Here is a 15,642-nt window from a genome sequence, read left to right as displayed (position 1 = left end):
GCCATAATGGATGGGGATCGCATAGAAATAGTTCATTTTGTTGGAGGAGGATAATCAATGACGGATACGACTTTACGAATTGGAGAGTATGAATGTAGCTCACGTTTTTTAATTGGTACCGGGAAATTTCGTGATTTGGAAATCCAGCGAGCAGCAGTGGCAATCTCTGAAGCGCAAATTATCACATTTGCGGTACGCCGTTTAAATTTGGAAAAAGTAAACGAGCCTACCTTTTTAGAATCGCTTGACCTCTCAGCGTATACACTGCTCCCCAATACAGCAGGAGCAACCACCGCAGAGGAGGCTGTACGTATTGCACGTTTAGCAAAAGCGAGCGGATTATGCGACATGATTAAAGTAGAAGTAATTGCAGACCAAAAAACGTTATTGCCCGATCCAATAGAAACCCTGCGAGCATCTGCTTTATTGGTGGAAGAAGGCTTCACTGTTTTAACCTACACCAATGATGATCCCATTCTCGCGCGAAAGCTACAAGAAGTAGGCGTTCATGCTGTAATGCCCGGTGCCTCACCAATTGGCTCTGGTCAAGGTATTCTTAATCCTCTGCATCTTAGCATCATGATCGAAGAGGCGACAGTTCCCATCATTGTAGATGCTGGAATTGGTTCACCCTCAGATGCGACGCAAGCGATGGAACTAGGTGCAGACGGCGTATTATTAAATACAGCAGTTGCGTTAGCAAACGACCCTATACGAATGGCAGAAGCAATGAAGCTAGCGATTCAGGCTGGACGAAAAGGCTTTTTAGCAGGACGCATTCCCCGAAAGCGCTATGCTTCTGCTAGTAGTCCGATAGAAGGAATGCTGACATGAAGCTGGCTCGACTCGCTCATTTATCCCAAAAGTGGAGTATCTATTTGGTAATAGGCAGTCAAGATTGCGGGCACTCCGTTGAAAACATGTTTCGTATCTTAACAGAGGCACTTCAAGCGGGAGTCGGATGCGTTCAGTGGCGAGAAAAAGGAGCTGGCTCCATCAGCGATGCGATTCAAAGAGAGAAAATTGCGATCCGTATGAAAGAGCTATGTCATACATACGATGCCATTTTTCTGATTAATGATGATGTGAGCTTGGCTTGCAAGGTTCAGGCTGACGGGGTGCACGTAGGACATGAGGATATGCCGTTTGCTCAGGTTAAACAATTGGTTCCTCCTGAGATGATCATTGGAATATCAGCCGGCAATATAGAGGAGGCTCGGATCGCTCTTACATATGGAGCTGATTATTTAGGGGTAGGGCCTATGTATACGTCGAAAAGTAAAACGGATGCTGGGGAGCCAATCGGTCCTAATGGACTTTTTGCTATTCGCAAATTTGTAGGAGGGTATCCTATTGTGGCTATAGGCGGAATTAAGCCAGAACATGTAAGTTGCTTGCGAAAAAATGGAGCCGATGCTATCGCAGTCATTTCAGCTATTGCACAAGCACCTGATGCCAAAAAAGCCGTTCAGGATTTTATTTATCATTTTCATAAAAATCATAGTTATACATGAGTTCGCATAAAAGGAGGCGGTACGCCGATGAATACGCGAGAAATAGAAATAGCTTCTTTTACAGAGCTTTTATACGCAGAAGCAAAGCCGATTTGGGAAAAGACGCATCTTCATCCTTTCATTACTGGCATTGCTAATGGAAATTTACCGATCTCTGCATTTATCCATTACATGAAGCAGGATTATCTCTTTTTACAGGAATATGCAAAACTATTTGCGATTGCGAGCGTTAAGACAGCGCGGTTAGACTGGAGCAGTCGATTTGCCCAAATCCTGACATCAACAATACAAGAGGAGATGTCCTTGCATCGGGGATACGCTCAACGACTAGGTATTTCCCAAAATGAATTAGAAACGGCGGAACCGTCATTCGTCATGCTTGCCTATACAAGCTATATGCTACAGATCGCTCACCAAGGAAGCTTGGGAGAAGGGCTGAGTGCTTTGCTTCCATGCATGTGGAGCTATCAGGAAATTGGGAAAAGATTAGCGCAAAAATCGGGGGTAGTCGATCATCCGCAGTATGGCGAGTGGGTGCGGATGTATAGTTGTGATGAATTTGCCAACTCGACGGACTGGCTGAAAGGTGTACTTAATGAGATTGCCCGTGACAGTAACAAACAGGAGCTTGCTCGGATGAAACAGCATTTTATCGCTGCTTGCAAAATGGAGTATTTATTTTGGGATATGGCTTATCTAGAACAGACATGGCCGTAATGCAAAGGAAACGGGAGCAAAAGATTACACAGAAGGTCTGGAAAAAGAATCGGCATATCGGATGGGGTCTCGCTTCCGTATGTACTTTTCTCCTGTTATGGGAAGCAAGTTGTCGCTTGCTTGAGCTACCTGCATTCATTCTGCCACCTCCTTCTCTTATTGCCGTTGCGTTCTGGGAGCTACGCAATCAGCTATTGACGACACATCTGTGGATTACTTTACAGGAAGCGTTGCTAGGGCTAACGATCTCTATATTTGTAGGTACAGGAATTGCCATATGCATGCATCTTAATGAGAAAATGAAAAAGATCATGTACCCTCATGTTATTATCTCACAAACCATTCCGATTTTAGCGCTCTCGCCCGTGTTCATGATGTGGTTTGGCTATGAGTTACCAGGAAAAATAGCAATTGCTGTACTGTTCACTTTTTTTCCAATTGTAGTAAGTACGTACGATGGATTCCTCGTTACAGATGCACAACGGCGTAACTATTTTCGTATGATTGGAGCAAGCCGGTGGCAAATCTTTTGCAAGTTGGAAGTACCTAGTGCATTACCTTCTTTCTTTAGTGGAGTAAAGGTAGCAGCTACCTTTAGCATCTCGGGGGCCACTGTTGGTGAATGGCTAGGAGCAAGTGCGGGTCTGGGGTATTTTGGCAGACGGGCTTCCGGTAATTTTCAGGCGCCTGCTCTATTTGCTTCTGTCCTTTTATTATGTTTGCTGGGGTTAGGCTTGTTTTTGGTTATGACTCTGGTGGAACAGCGCTTTCTTACCTACAATCGTAAGCAAAAAGACCTCGGACAATAATCGATTGTGGATGAACATCTAGATATAAGGGAGAAAAAAATGAACAAATCAATTGTATATAACAGGAAAGCTGTGAAAAATTGGCTAGTAATTCTGGTTGCTGGTCTTAGCATGCTAGCTACAGGGTGTGCTTCTAATGATACCCCTGTAAAAGAAAATCCAGCTACTGCCACCTCCGAAGCTAAACCACCAGAGAAGCTTACAATCGCTCTAGATTGGTATCCAAATGCTGTTCACAGTTTTTTATATGCAGCAGAATCACAAGGCTATTTTCGCGATGCGAATCTGCAGGTGGAGCTGAAGATGCCGTCGGACGCCAGTGATCCATTGAAGCTGGCAGCTACGGATAAGGTAGATATGGCCATTAGCTATCAAACGCAGGCCATTGTGGCTAAGGCAGAAGGGTTGCCAATTAAATCGCTAGCTGCGATCGTTCGCGAACCGTTAAACGTACTAATGGTAAGAGAAGATAGTACCGTTTTGACACCTAAGGATTTAAGTGATAAAAATGTAGGGTATCCTGCTCTTCCCTTTGACATAGAAATTGTGAAGCATATGGTCCAAACTGACGGGGGAGATTCATCAAACATTCGTTTTACCGATATTGGTTTTCAATTAATCCCAGCCCTCTCCACTAAGCAAACGGACGCCACCATTGGGGGATTTATCAATCATGAACAGGTGATATTAGAAAAAAATAATGTTCCTGTTCGTTTGTTTAGATTGACTGATTATGGTGTACCCAGCTATTATGAATTGGTGTTGGTCACAAGTGATCAGACGGCGGCAAAAAAGCGGGAGGCGCTAAAACGCTTCCAGCAAGCGATACAAAAAGGGCAGGCTCATGTTGCTTCTCATCCGAAAGAAGCACTGGAAGCACTTTTACAGCATGAAGCCGCAGAATTTCCTTTAGATAGAGAGATTGAACACAAAAGCCTGGAGGTCTTACTTCCTTTGATGGATGCTAAGGGTCAAGCTTTTGGCAGCCAGGATACAGCCCAATGGCAGGAGGTCATTGATTGGATGGCTGCTAAGAAGCTAATTTCTAAGACTTTCTCAGCTCAGGAGATTCTTCCAGCAGCAAAATAATGTATAATAAGAAGAAATGAATCAGAAAGCGCCTGTTCATGGCGCTTTTTCTAGTCTGTTCACTATGGAATTTCCAAGGAACAAGAGTAATTACGGGGGGTACATCATTTTGAAAAAAAACATCTATCACATCGGCTATGAGCGAGTATCCAGACGCGAATTACTGGAGCGTTTAGACATAGAAGATGGATTCATGTTGCAACATGATCGCCTCCATCCTGTTGATGCAGATAAAGAAGAAGTGGCGCCAGAGTGTGAGCAACATCAGATCTTGGTTCGATATCAGCACCGACCAAGCGAATGGATAACTTTTAGTGGTACGTATCAAATCCAAACAAGAGAACCAATTCCTTGGATTGATGCACCTTTAGAATATCATTTATTTGGTGAGCAATTAATTCCAGGCAATTATCGACGGGAAAAGGCACCACAAGCCCGCATACCAGCCCGGACAAAGCTGCAAATCACGGCTATTCGCGATGGAATTGTATACGTTATGGTACCCAACCATCCGTCTAGGCGATATGAGATGAAGCTGGAGGATGCTCGATTTGCCCGCAATTTTCCTACAGAGCTAGAAATGCGATTGCAGTACTACTCGTTTCCACCCCATCCAGACATTTTGGTCGATTGGCTATTGCAGGAGGGAAGGAAACGTGGGATGATAACTCGCTTAAATGGAGAGCATACAGAGCGCACTGCTTTTGAGGTTTGGGATGATCTGCGTAAGGAATACTCTTTAAGCGTAAGTGCAGCGATTTTAGCTATTAAGCAGGCATTGGTCGTCATGGATAGGGCCGGAGTGGAGGCGGATTTTCCTAACCCGGTTAAAAGTGCCGATATTTCTAGCTACAGTGAAGAAGAGCGAGATGCCTTTTTTTCTTATCAAACCGTACGTGCGGCGCTTGCTGCTGTCTCAGCCTTGCTAACCATCGACCCGATGGATCAATTGCAGGATCATTTATTGATGGATGTAATGTTAGAGCAACAACAAAATCGACGTTCCTCTAAGGAATAACGAAAGCATTCATTGCAAAGGGAACATATGGATTGCGACAAAACAAATACAACCCCAATCTTAATTGATCGATTGGGGTTCTTGATTTTACCTATAATCATAGTTGCCTCGCTGCGTTACAGTATCATAGGAATTGGGCGTTTGATAGGCAAACTTTTTTACTCCATTTTCCACCAAAAGATGTTATAGTAAACCTTATAATGATAGCGCTTTCTATTGCCGGAATATCATTATTTTGCTAAGGGAGGTATAAAGTTATGAGTCACATTGAATCTGATTTTTCATTGGTCAACATTCCTGTTCATTTAAAGCAATTCGTTGTCGACCAAGACTATGACAAGTATACACCGATAGATCAAGCTGTTTGGCGATACGTTATGCGTCAGAATTATAATTTCCTAGGGAAAAGAGCCCATACGGCTTACTTAGATGGCTTACAAGCATCTGGTATCAGCATCGAAAAAATACCGAATATTCGTGAAATGAATCGGTGCTTATCGGAAATTGGATGGGGAGCAGTAAGTATCGATGGTTTTATACCAGCTGTAGCCTTTTTTGATTTTCAGGCTCATCAAATCCTCCCAATCGCTTGTGACATTCGTACTTACGATCATGTGGCTTATACACCTGCACCTGATATCATTCATGAAGCAGCCGGGCATGCCCCAATCATTAAAGACGAGAAATATCGTGACTATCTGAAAATCTTTGGAGAAATTGGTTCTAAAGCCATTTCGTCACGAGCAGATTATGAGTTATATGAGGCAATTCGCTATTTATCTATCGTAAAAGAGGATATCAATGCGACGGAAGAACAAGTGCTTGCGGCAGAAGAAGACCTAGCTCGGAAAACAGCGGCGGTTACGGAGGTTTCAGAAGCTACTCAATTATCCCGTCTCTATTGGTGGACAGTCGAATATGGCTTAATTGGAGATGTTGATCAGCCACAAATCTATGGAGCAGGGCTATTGTCCTCTGTTGGGGAAAGCATGAGCTGCTTAACAGATGGGGTTAAAAAAATCCCGTTTTCACTCGATGCGTGTATAGAAACTGATTTTGATATCACCAAGCCTCAGCCCCAATTGTTTGTTTGTCGAGATTTTGATCAATTAATTGAAGCGGTACTTGAAATGAAAAAGAGAATGGCTTTGCATCTTGGTGGCACTGAAAGCTTGCATAAGGCAATCAATAGTGGTCAAATCACTACTAGTGTGTACAGCTCTGGTCTACAAGTAAGCGGCACGCTACATCATCTTATCTTGGATGATCAGGGGGAAGCCATTTATTTAGCGACAGAAGGACCTACTGCCCTCGCGTTTGGAGATATTGAGCTGGTGGGTCATGATAAATCCTATCATAGCCATGGATTTTCTTCCCCAATTGGCAAAATAAAAGGAAACGAGAAGCCATTAGAGGATTGGACCGATGCTGAACTTGAAGCCTATGACGTAGTTGTAGGTAAAAAAACGGTGGTATGCTTTGCTTCAGGAGTTGAAGTCGTAGGGCGTGTTTCCTATATTGATCGTATGCAGGATAAAGTAGTGCTAATTGGATTCGATGAATGTACCGTACGCTATCATGAGCGTGTGCTGTTCCAAGCAGAATGGGGAACCTATGATATGGCAGTAGGAGCCGAGATCGTTTCTGTTTATGCAGGAGCTGCTGACCGCGAAAAATTTCAATCGGGTACACATCAACCCTCAGAGACCCAAACCCGTCGTCCCATTTACACAGACGTGCAAAAAAGACAGCAGCAGTTGTATCAAATTGTTCGCAACCTGCGGACAGAAGAAGGGGCTGAAGAGGAACTGCCAGAGAGCTTGCAAGCCATTATGCAAGAACTAGATGCCTCTTATCCGAACGATTGGCTACTGCGATTGGAAATTTTAGAAATTATGATGGGTCATCATTTCCCGAAAGCGGACTGCCAGCGACTTCACTCTCAAATAAAGGCAATTGGTGATGCTGATCATGAATTAGCTGTTTTGATTGCTAATGGCCTGTCTCTCTTGGGAAATAAGTAAGTAAAACAAGACCGCCGGGGCTTTGCCTTACCAGGCGGTCTCCGTTATAAATGCCAAGTTACTTCAATGGCTGCTTGTCCCTTGTAAGAAGAGCAATAATATATGGCTTCAAATCAACAATTCGGTCTGGTGGAGGCAACGCCCCTTTTCCAGCTATTATCAAGGGAATCAACGTATCAGTACGGTGCAAGGAACCGTGATTTCCTCCTCCAAGATGATTGGGAGAACCATCTGCGGTGAATTCTGCCCCATTCTTTGCTGAAATCACAAGAAAGGAACCTTTGTGCGAAGCAAATGCACTAAATAAGCGCTGGAGTCCATCTGGAAAGGAAGAGGAATCCAGCCTGTTATCTTGTGGATTCCGCCGTAAATCTAACACACTGAAATCTCCTCTTATATCCCATCTCTGCCCGAAACGGTCAATCTCATTTTTTCCCGGTCGATAAGCCATCTGTCGATTACTGTTCCCTTGCCTAACATGAATCCAGTCTGCTTCTTTCCATGCTAGAAAATCAATTCTATCATCATGTTTAAGCCCATCCACAAGAGCAGGAATGGATGCACGTGAAGAAAGTGAATAGACGTAACTCATTCGTCCATTTATAGCAAACGCTATGTCGTCACTGGGCAATACTGTTTTTCCCAAGCGATAAGGCTGATATTGCCCTAGCATTTTTTCTAGACGAATCAGCGATTGTTGTCTGTCTGTGCCACTTGAAGTTACTCCACTGTCCCCAATAATCATAAAGGTATGATTCTCTATGGCTTTGTTCCAATCTCCAAAAGCATCAAGGATGCTCTGAAGTCTTTTATCAAACTTTTGGAGTGCAGCAAGATAGGTTGGACCATGCTTGTGAAGCTTTCCGTCCATATCTGGAAAATAGGCTATTGTCAAATCAGGGAGTGATCTTTGCTTTATTACATTTATTAAATGATTTGTTGTATAGGAATCGTTTACTCCAAACGATTGGAAAGGTCCCTCAGCTATCCGTTGGTTTGTTACTTTGCGAAGTGATCCGAAGCCAAGCATCTCTGGACCCATAACCTGCATCTGGGCTGGAAGGTTCAGGGTATTCGAGACGAGCTTAGGTAATACAAGCGTGTGTTTAAAATCTCCACGATAGACCATCGTATTTATGGAAGCTGTTGTGAACCCTTTTCTATGTAAATCCTCGTGAAGCGTTCGTATTTTAGAGGAGAGATGCGACCGATTGAGATTATATATGCTGTCGTATGCCCACTCAGCTAGTCCGGGTTTCCAAGCTACCCGAAAGCCATCTCCATAGTTAACAATACGTTTTTCTGCCGGATGAAACCACAGTAGACCTGGGATTTTGTGTTGATCAGCATAAGCTCCGGTAAGAAGTGAACTCTCAATGGTAACGGACATGGTGGGGAAAGAACTAATCAAGTCGCGTCGGTACATACCATTTTTGATAAGGAAAGACAGTGCTGGAGCCTTATTCATTGTGACCAATTTATCAATTGAGTCTGAGAGAATAGAGTCTACCATCAGGACAATCACTTTTTGCCCGGTTTGTGTAGCAGGCTTTTTGGGCTGTTGCAAAATACGAATCTGCTCAGGCTGAGGATATGAGCAGGAAGCTAAACTTATACAGATCAAAAATAGTAGACAAAGGAAAGCAAGTTTTCGAAGCACTTACAGAATCCTCCTTTAATAGTAAGTGTTCTTTTACTTTGTCCCAAACAAGTAATCCTTACTCTTCGTATACCTTATAATAAAGACTTTTCACGTCATTGATATTTTGTCAGTTATGTAAATAAAATAGAATAAGAATGACTCACGTACTGCTGTGAGCTTTGTCACACTTCGTTCACCTGATATGCAGAATGGAGCATGAATGAATATCTGTGGACTAGAATACATAACAGAAAGAGACTTTTGGGAAATGGGGGCCAATTATGGATACACAAATTACAGTATGGCTAGCATTCGCAGCAGGATTTCTCTCGTTTATATCACCTTGTTGTTTGCCGTTATACCCATCCTTTTTATCTTATATTACTGGAGTTTCGGTTTCAGAGATGAAACAAGGAAAAGCTGTATTTCAGCGACAGGCATTGTTACACACCTTGTTTTTTATTCTAGGATTCTCGCTTGTCTTTATCGCGCTAGGTTTGTCAACCTCGTGGATTGGTAGCTTATTTGCATCAAAAAAGGATTTGATTAGGCAACTAGGTGCTATTTTATTAATTTTTATGGGATTAGTAATTACAGGGGTATTAAAGTTTGATTTTATGATGAAAACATGGAAGAAGGACATAAACAATCGTCCGCTTGGGTATACTGGTTCTATCTTGGTGGGAATTACCTATGCTGCTGGCTGGACTCCCTGTGTGGGGCCGATCATGTCAGGGATCATTACGCTTGGAATGGTGAATCCAGAGAGTGCCCTTACTTATACGCTTGCCTATACGATAGGGTTTGCCCTGCCGTTCTTCGTGATGACCTTCTTCATTAGTAAGATAAGCTGGATCATGAAATACTCGGACAAATTAATGAAAATTGGCGGCGGAATCATGGTTCTTTTCGGGATTTTGCTGTACTTTGATAAGCTAACAGATATCTCTATCTACTTAATTAAAATTTTTGGACAGCCTAGTTTATAAAGGAGCTGGATAAAGCATGCGGCAAGTGTTTATCATTCTCAGTTTACTCGTTCTGGGAGGAGGAGCGATTTACCAAAGCGAGGTCAAGAGTAAATCGCTGTCTGCTCTGCAACCAATATTGGGACAGTCTATAAAATCTGAGCCACAGCAACAGCATCAGGCGAAAGAGACAACCAAAACTCAAGCACAACAAGAGGTCTCTAGTCAGTTAGAGCCAAAAGCCAACCCAACCATTGCGCAGGGGGCTAAAGCTCCTGCCTTTGAACTTCCTAGTATGGATGGAACTACATACAAGTTTTTGGGACAAAGACAGAAGCCACTGGTTCTGAACTTCTGGGCAAGCTGGTGTGGTCCATGTAAGATGGAAGCTGCTGATTTACAAAAGTTGTATGAAAAAAATAAAGGCAACGTAGATTTATATGCAATTAATCTGACCAAAACGGATGATTTAGATTCCGTCAAAGCGTTTGTAGATACCTATAAGCTGACGATGCCTATTCTCTACGATCAAGATGAAACAGTAGCAAAACTGTACCAAATCCTCGCTATCCCAACGACTTTTATTATTGATCCTAATGGGGTCGTTACATATAAGGTAATGGGACCGATTGAACCGGGCGTGTTTCAGGCAGAGCTAGATAAAGTAGTCAAAGCAAAAAAATAACGATGATAAAAGACTGCTATTGAAGGATTTCCTAACAAGAAATGAAGAGCGATATATGATTACAAAGTATCAAGCTGTCCTTTTAAAAAATGATTTCGATCGTTAATAAAACGACAAATATAGTCAGGCTCGGCGTCAAAGACGTTGAGCTTTTCTTTTTTGTGCGGATCAATCTGAAGGTAGGGACGTAGCAAGCGATGGAGAGACTCGATTCGAGGGCCCATATATTCGGGAGTAAACCAGGAATGTAGGATTTCTGCCATTCTATCTTTGTAGAGCTGTCTGTATGTAGAAGTATCTAGTAGGCGAGCGCTCAAGGTATTGTATCCGTCTATATCAACAAAATCATAGGCCATTTCTTTTCCATTGCAATCTCGCCCCCAGGTGGCGTCATAATCCCATGGAATAATCTCAAATAAACCTGTCCTCGAATTTCGATATAAAGCGTAATTATGAATAAAACCGTCAAAATTTTGGGTGCATACAGCCCCTGCTAGCCAGCTTAAATATTGATTTATATTAAGGTATCGAGCAATGGTTTCTTCAAAATCAGCTATTGGCGTTGTATTTATGATATAAATCAATTCACGTAGGAGCTGCATATCCTCCTCTTGGCCATATTTGCGTCGATACCCTGCGTCCAGGCTTGGTTTTACCTCCTCTGTTTTAGGGCTTAACAAGGAAAAATTAGCGTTTCCACTAACAGCGTAGAAAATCGGACCTAGCGGTAGCTGACGCCTTTGTAAAAATAGTTCATCGACAGATTCTAATTGAAGATAAAGACCTTCACTAACTCCATTTTTGCACAACACCACAAACGAAGTAGCAGGTGATAAGACACCGAGGAGCTCAAAAAAGGCAAATGACAGGGCATTTCGCATGAACGAGGGGTCCAGCATTTCAGCATTAAGATGCACCTCTCGTTGCCCCTGAAAACGGTTGTCATCAGAAAAATAGAGAGTATAAGACTTTTTTGCCAATTCTCGTGTATGGGCACCTCGATAGGAAAGCTGAATGGGGTACTCTTTCTGCTGGATGGAGAGGAAAGCATCTATGCGAACATCCGCTCTGATATGCTGATCCAAGTAAGCAATACCCTCATCTGAGACAGTTACATAATAAACCTGTGGCAAGGCGTGCGACTGAATTTCCATAGAACCCTTCCTTTCTGCTTCATCTTATGAGGAATACCGGCTATTGGCGCTATGTTTTATTGAGATTAAATTAAGAAATAGTTCACCTTTTTATATGCAGGAAATATACATACAAAAGTGAGCAAAATTAGCGACATGAGGTGACAGCATGATCACAATTAGTTTATGCATGATCGTGAAAAATGAGGAAGATAGTTTGGCGAGATGCTTGGATTCTGTAAGGGACCTGGTAGACGAAATCAATATTATTGATACAGGTTCGACTGATGGGACTGTAGAGCTTGCAAAAAAGTACACGGATCGCGTTTTTTTCTTTGAATGGATTGACGATTTTTCGGCCGCTCGTAATTTTGCCTTTACGAAAGCAACACAAGAATATATTTTGCATCTGGATGCAGATGATTACCTCTTGGAGATCGACCGTGAACGGTTACGAACCTTGAAGGAAACATTAGATCCGGCTGTTGACTCAGTCACCATGAAATATCACACTGCCTTTGATGAGTTCGATAATCCTATTATGTCTTTCCGTCGAAACCGTCTGGTGAAGCGAAGCAATAATTTCCAATGGATTGGTGCCGTGCACGAGTATTTATCTGTTTGGGGAAAAATTATTGACAGTGACATTGCTGTGACTCATAAAAAGATTCATCTGCAGGAAGGGTATTCGACTCGTAATTTGCGTATTTATGAAAAAAAGCTGGAGCGCGGAGAAGAATTTACCATAAGGGACTTGTATTATTATGCAAATGAGCTGCGAGATCATTCTTTTCATGAAAAAGCGATTGAATATTATATCAAAATGCTCGATTCTAAACAGGGCTGGATTGAGGATGAAATCAATGCGTGCTACAAGATCGCGGATTGTTATGTTGCCTTAGGGAATAAAGAGAAAGAACTAGAATATATAATCAAAGCCTTTTCTTATGATACTCCACGGGCTGAGGCTTGCTGCCGACTGGGTCATATCTTTTTCAGCAGAAAGGAATATCTAAAAGCAATTTTTTGGTATGACCTAGCTACTAAGGTCAAAAGACCGGATACCTGGGGATTTTTTACAGAAGCATGCTGGACGTGGCTTCCGCATATCCAATTATGTGTTTGCTACAATCGGATTGGACAAAATGAAAAAGCTTATGAGCATAACGAACAAGTAGGGAAGTATCGACCAAATGATCCAAAATATTTATTCAATAAAAAGCTAATAGAGGAATTGTTGAACAAGGAGGAGTCAGGTAGCTAACTTCTTTCGCAGGAAAAGTGACCTTCTTTCCATCTACTTCATACAATGTGAGAGTTGAGTGGATTTGTAAGTTTTTGGATGGAAAGAAGGGATGTGGAGTGAAGGTAGGAGTAATTGGAACCGGTGTAATGGGCAAGCATCATGTACGTGTCTACTCCTCGCTCAACGACCATTGCCAGTTGATAGGCGTTTACGATGCAGATCAAAAACGGGCGCAAGAGGTTGCACGGGAATATGATATACTTTCGTTTCTTACACTAGACGAACTGTTGGCTCGAGTAGATGCAGTCAGTATAGCTGTTCCTATACCTGCTCATTTTGAGGTAGGAATGGCTTGTATTCGTCATCGGGTGCATATGCTGATGGAAAAACCTCTCACTGCGACAGTAGCAGAAGCCAGTGAATTGATTGATCGAGCCAAAGAAGCTCAGTTACATTTGCAGGTGGGGCATATCGAACTGTTTAATCCGGCAATCGGGGTGTTACGCTCAATTCTGGAGGGTGAAGAGGTTGTCGCCATCGATATGCACCGCATGAGTCCAATGGAACCACGTATTCAAGGAATTGATGTGGTATTGGATGCTATGCTTCATGATATATATATTTTGCAGCATTTACAGCCGGGTGCATTGGCCAAGATGCATGCGGTCGGTCAATCTCATCAAGGAGCAATCAAACATGCTGTAGCACTGTTTCAATTCGAATCAGGCGTTATTGCACAAATCACAGCTAGTCATTTAACGGAAGAAAAAGTGCGTACCTTACGAGTAGTAACCAGAGAGGCGTTTGTTCAAGCTGATCTACTCGATAAAAAAGTGGTCATTTCCCGTTCTACAAATTTCTTAGAGAAACAAAGTGATGGCTATAGCCAGCAGAACATTTTGGAAAAAGTGATTGTACCTGGGATTGAGCCACTACGGGCAGAGCTAATAGATTTCTTACAAAGCATTACGAAGAAAACGCCCGCTTTGGTCTCAGCGGAGTCAGGTATGCAGGCATTGCAACTGGCAACAGAAATTTCCCAACAAATCCAACAAAATCTATCCGGATAAATTGTTGTAAAAAAACCTGTAGCAAATGTGCACAGGTTTTTTTGCTGCTGTGTTGCCATCACCTATTATACTTACAGAAGCGATCGCAAGAGGAGATGCTCGCATCCTAGCGAATTGAAACAGAAGAGAATCAATGCATAAGGAGGAGCAATCATGGCGATTAACTTGCACTCGAAAACAGGAACAGGAATGACCATGCAGCAATTCATGGAAACAATGGAGAAAAATAAAGAGGAATTCTATGACTGGTATGAGCGATTTTCGTGGGAAACAGAAAAGGAGCGTTCCCAAATAGCAGCCACGGTTCAGCAAGCGGGATTGCGAGCCTTCTTATTGTGTGCAGAATGGTGTGGAGACGTTGTGCGGAATGTACCTGTATTGTTTCGTGTAGCAGAAGCTGTTTCTTTACCTGTAGAAGTATTAGTTATGGAGGATCATCTGGATGTGATGGATCAATTTCTGACTATGGGAGGACGAGCTATTCCGGTGTTGATTATTTGCAACAAGGACTCAGATGTGCTTGCTACATGGGGACCACGTCCAGCGCATGTTCAGAAGATTATGATTCAGTTTAAACAAGAAAACCCTGACCGTGAGGCACACGATTATCAAGACAAAATCATGGTAGCTCGTCAGGAAATGCTTGCCCAATACGGAGAGGGGACTGGCTACCAGCAGCTCATTGTGCAAGAATTATCCGATTTATTCCGTCAGATACAATGATTAGCGGCGAGCGTGGTATAATGGGATAGATTGATAAAGACAGCAAGAGGTGAAAAGATGAGACCTTTACAGATATCAGCAGAAACAGCCGTAAAGTTGGCTGAACAGCTTGGAGTACCCTTGGAAAGATTAATGCACATGCCCCAGCATATATTGATGCAAAAGCTAATGGAGATTTCAAAGCAGGAAGTCTCAGAGCAAAAGACAGAATCAGATAGCAAGGAGAAATAAGTAGTCAAAAACGGTCGTCTGGACGAGAAGCGATTACACATACAAGAGATGCCTAACAAGGCATCTTTTTTCTATTTAAGAAAAAGTGAAGATGGCATATAATGGATGTTCACTGAATAGGATAGTATGGTGAAAAATATAGGCTCAGGCTGGGAAAGGGGGAGTTCACACGTGTTGCAAGAATTGGAGACACTTGCTGATCGCATAAATCAAGACCCTTCTGCCATTGAGGGATGGTTGGCTGTTTATCAATTTGACGTAAGTGGAGAACGGGGAGGCACCTATCAGGTTCGATTTTGTGACAATCAGGTTCAAGTAATGGAAGGAAACTCTAATCAGGCACAATGTACGCTCCAGCTATCTGACACCAATTTTGCAAAGCTCCTACGAAAACAATTGAATCCTACTGCTGCTGTCATGCTGGGTAAAATAAAGATTAAGGGAGATATATCACTAGCTTTACAATTACAGCGCTTATTTGCATAATGAGAGAATTTTATGAAATACACAGCTTTTATAAGTATAAAAAACGGATAGCTACAGTTAATTTTTAAATATTAATTGTGGCTATCAATTTTTTTATAAAAAGTCTTGCTTTTTATTTTAAGTGTATGCTATATTAAAAAAGCCGAAACGGTACTGAGAAAAACAACAAGCTTGAAAGCAAGTTGTTGACCGTTTAGCTCACATGCGGGTGTGGCGGAATTGGCAGACGCACCAGATTTAGGTTCTGGCGGGCGACCGTGGGGGTTCAAGTCCCTCCACCCGCACCA

General features: G+C 42.5%; 16 protein-coding genes and 1 tRNA gene. 15 read left to right on the top strand and 2 right to left on the bottom strand.

What is annotated here, in order from left to right; translation table 11 throughout:
• Positions 1–57: 57 nt before the first annotated feature.
• The 7 genes from AYJ08_RS18680 to AYJ08_RS18650 all read left to right on the top strand — a co-directional run bounded on the left by AYJ08_RS18680 (position 58) and on the right by AYJ08_RS18650 (position 7,171).
• A complete protein-coding gene (locus AYJ08_RS18680) occupies positions 58–834 on the top strand; it encodes a thiazole synthase (protein ID WP_064018967.1) in 777 nt (258 codons plus the stop codon).
• The gene (thiE, locus tag AYJ08_RS18675) at positions 831–1,514 is read left to right on the top strand and encodes a thiamine phosphate synthase (protein ID WP_064018966.1); all 684 of its coding nucleotides are present in this window, start codon (positions 831–833) and stop codon (positions 1,512–1,514) included. Before AYJ08_RS18680 ends, thiE begins: the two co-directional genes overlap by 4 nt.
• A gap of 27 nt (positions 1,515–1,541) precedes the next feature.
• Positions 1,542–2,231, top strand: coding sequence for a thiaminase II (tenA, locus tag AYJ08_RS18670; RefSeq protein ID WP_064018965.1), 690 nt, complete (start codon positions 1,542–1,544; stop codon positions 2,229–2,231).
• Positions 2,195–3,040 carry an ABC transporter permease gene (locus tag AYJ08_RS18665; RefSeq protein ID WP_369799693.1) on the top strand — a complete coding sequence of 282 codons (846 nt, stop codon included), beginning with the start codon at positions 2,195–2,197 and terminating at the stop codon, positions 3,038–3,040. The genes tenA and AYJ08_RS18665 overlap by 37 nt, the downstream gene beginning before the upstream one ends.
• 39 nt (positions 3,041–3,079) lie before the next feature.
• Complete coding sequence (locus AYJ08_RS18660; protein WP_082891030.1) at positions 3,080–4,129, top strand: ABC transporter substrate-binding protein; 1,050 nt, start codon at positions 3,080–3,082, stop codon at positions 4,127–4,129.
• Positions 4,130–4,238: 109 nt separating this feature from the next.
• Positions 4,239–5,147: a hypothetical protein gene (locus AYJ08_RS18655; RefSeq protein ID WP_064018964.1), complete on the top strand. Its 909-nt coding sequence runs from the start codon at positions 4,239–4,241 to the stop codon at positions 5,145–5,147.
• A gap of 257 nt (positions 5,148–5,404) precedes the next feature.
• Positions 5,405–7,171 carry an aromatic amino acid hydroxylase gene (locus tag AYJ08_RS18650; protein ID WP_064018963.1) on the top strand — a complete coding sequence of 589 codons (1,767 nt, stop codon included), beginning with the start codon at positions 5,405–5,407 and terminating at the stop codon, positions 7,169–7,171.
• A gap of 58 nt (positions 7,172–7,229) precedes the next feature.
• Here the strand turns inward: AYJ08_RS18650 and AYJ08_RS18645 are convergent, their stop codons facing one another.
• On the bottom strand, positions 7,230–8,831 hold the full coding sequence (locus AYJ08_RS18645; protein WP_082891029.1) for an alkaline phosphatase family protein: 1,602 nt from the start codon (positions 8,829–8,831) through the stop codon (positions 7,230–7,232).
• Between the two features lie 263 nt (positions 8,832–9,094).
• Between AYJ08_RS18645 and AYJ08_RS18640 the strand changes: the two genes are divergently transcribed.
• Positions 9,095–9,802: a cytochrome c biogenesis CcdA family protein gene (locus AYJ08_RS18640; RefSeq protein ID WP_031415551.1), complete on the top strand. Its 708-nt coding sequence runs from the start codon at positions 9,095–9,097 to the stop codon at positions 9,800–9,802.
• Positions 9,803–9,818: 16 nt separating this feature from the next.
• Positions 9,819–10,466: a TlpA family protein disulfide reductase gene (locus AYJ08_RS18635; protein ID WP_064018962.1), complete on the top strand. Its 648-nt coding sequence runs from the start codon at positions 9,819–9,821 to the stop codon at positions 10,464–10,466.
• Positions 10,467–10,525: 59 nt separating this feature from the next.
• On the opposite strand, the gene AYJ08_RS18630 is transcribed toward AYJ08_RS18635, so the two are convergent.
• The gene (locus AYJ08_RS18630; RefSeq protein ID WP_064018961.1) at positions 10,526–11,620 is read right to left on the bottom strand and encodes a CotH kinase family protein; all 1,095 of its coding nucleotides are present in this window, start codon (positions 11,618–11,620) and stop codon (positions 10,526–10,528) included.
• A 148-nt stretch (positions 11,621–11,768) separates the two neighbouring features.
• Here AYJ08_RS18630 and AYJ08_RS18625 point away from each other — a divergent pair, with 148 nt between their 5' ends.
• From AYJ08_RS18625 to AYJ08_RS18605, 6 genes are all read left to right on the top strand, one after another.
• Positions 11,769–12,863, top strand: coding sequence for a tetratricopeptide repeat-containing glycosyltransferase family 2 protein (locus AYJ08_RS18625; RefSeq protein WP_064018960.1), 1,095 nt, complete (start codon positions 11,769–11,771; stop codon positions 12,861–12,863).
• 17 nt (positions 12,864–12,880) lie between these two features.
• A complete protein-coding gene (locus tag AYJ08_RS18620; protein ID WP_369799692.1) occupies positions 12,881–13,915 on the top strand; it encodes a Gfo/Idh/MocA family oxidoreductase in 1,035 nt (344 codons plus the stop codon).
• Positions 13,916–14,068: 153 nt separating this feature from the next.
• Complete coding sequence (locus tag AYJ08_RS18615; RefSeq protein ID WP_064018958.1) at positions 14,069–14,638, top strand: thioredoxin family protein; 570 nt, start codon at positions 14,069–14,071, stop codon at positions 14,636–14,638.
• Positions 14,639–14,695: 57 nt separating this feature from the next.
• A complete protein-coding gene (locus tag AYJ08_RS22655) occupies positions 14,696–14,869 on the top strand; it encodes a YycC family protein (RefSeq protein WP_003336033.1) in 174 nt (57 codons plus the stop codon).
• Between the two features lie 171 nt (positions 14,870–15,040).
• A complete protein-coding gene (locus AYJ08_RS18610) occupies positions 15,041–15,355 on the top strand; it encodes an SCP2 sterol-binding domain-containing protein (RefSeq protein WP_082891028.1) in 315 nt (104 codons plus the stop codon).
• Between the two features lie 204 nt (positions 15,356–15,559).
• Positions 15,560–15,642: transfer RNA gene (locus AYJ08_RS18605), tRNA-Leu, on the top strand.

Origin of the sequence: Brevibacillus sp. SKDU10 (assembly GCF_001645205.1) — a bacterium.
Taxonomy (GTDB): domain Bacteria; phylum Bacillota; class Bacilli; order Brevibacillales; family Brevibacillaceae; genus Brevibacillus_B; species Brevibacillus_B halotolerans.
The sequence above is the reverse complement of the archived record's forward strand: the minus strand, read 5'-3'. Positions and strand labels throughout refer to the sequence as shown.

Coding starts and splice junctions, on each gene's coding strand:
- AYJ08_RS18635 (WP_064018962.1), top strand. CDS start 9,819: ATGCGGCAAGTGTTTATCATTCTCAGTTTACTCGTTCTGGGAGGAGGA.
- AYJ08_RS18615 (WP_064018958.1), top strand. CDS start 14,069: ATGGCGATTAACTTGCACTCGAAAACAGGAACAGGAATGACCATGCAG.
- AYJ08_RS18630 (WP_064018961.1), bottom strand. CDS start 11,620: ATGGAAATTCAGTCGCACGCCTTGCCACAGGTTTATTATGTAACTGTC.
- AYJ08_RS18680 (WP_064018967.1), top strand. CDS start 58: ATGACGGATACGACTTTACGAATTGGAGAGTATGAATGTAGCTCACGT.
- AYJ08_RS22655 (WP_003336033.1), top strand. CDS start 14,696: ATGAGACCTTTACAGATATCAGCAGAAACAGCCGTAAAGTTGGCTGAA.
- AYJ08_RS18640 (WP_031415551.1), top strand. CDS start 9,095: ATGGATACACAAATTACAGTATGGCTAGCATTCGCAGCAGGATTTCTC.
- AYJ08_RS18660 (WP_082891030.1), top strand. CDS start 3,080: ATGAACAAATCAATTGTATATAACAGGAAAGCTGTGAAAAATTGGCTA.
- tenA (WP_064018965.1), top strand. CDS start 1,542: ATGAATACGCGAGAAATAGAAATAGCTTCTTTTACAGAGCTTTTATAC.
- AYJ08_RS18650 (WP_064018963.1), top strand. CDS start 5,405: ATGAGTCACATTGAATCTGATTTTTCATTGGTCAACATTCCTGTTCAT.
- AYJ08_RS18625 (WP_064018960.1), top strand. CDS start 11,769: ATGATCACAATTAGTTTATGCATGATCGTGAAAAATGAGGAAGATAGT.
- thiE (WP_064018966.1), top strand. CDS start 831: ATGAAGCTGGCTCGACTCGCTCATTTATCCCAAAAGTGGAGTATCTAT.